Annotated in this window: 1 protein-coding gene; it reads right to left on the reverse strand. The window is 65.2% G+C overall.

What is annotated here, in order from left to right; genetic code table 11:
- Positions 1 to 271 (reverse strand): hypothetical protein (locus E5162_RS14625; protein WP_135945978.1); only part of this gene is annotated, 271 nt, incomplete at its 3' end.
- Positions 272 to 302: the final 31 nt, after the last annotated feature.

Consider the following 302-nt stretch of genomic DNA (forward strand, 5'->3'; position numbering starts at 1 on the left):
GCTGCCAGGCGCGGCCGCTCATCATGAAGGTCAGCACGGCGGGCAGCCCCATCATCGCGATCACGATGGTGGCACGCGACACGCTGCTGGCGGGCGCGTTGCGCCAGGACATGAAAGCCACACCCGACAGCGCCGCGAGCATGGCCGTGCCCGCGATTACCTTGTCGGGCGCTACAAACAGGCAAATACCGGCGAATATCCCTGTTCCGATGGCCAGGATCAGAAGAAGCAGGCCCGAAGCCTGGTTCTGGACGCGCGCAAGACGGGTCATGCCGTAGCTCCGATGGGGTGAGTGCCGGTCA

It is taken from the genome of Marinicauda pacifica (genome assembly GCF_004793635.1).
Taxonomy (GTDB): domain Bacteria; phylum Pseudomonadota; class Alphaproteobacteria; order Caulobacterales; family Maricaulaceae; genus Marinicauda; species Marinicauda pacifica.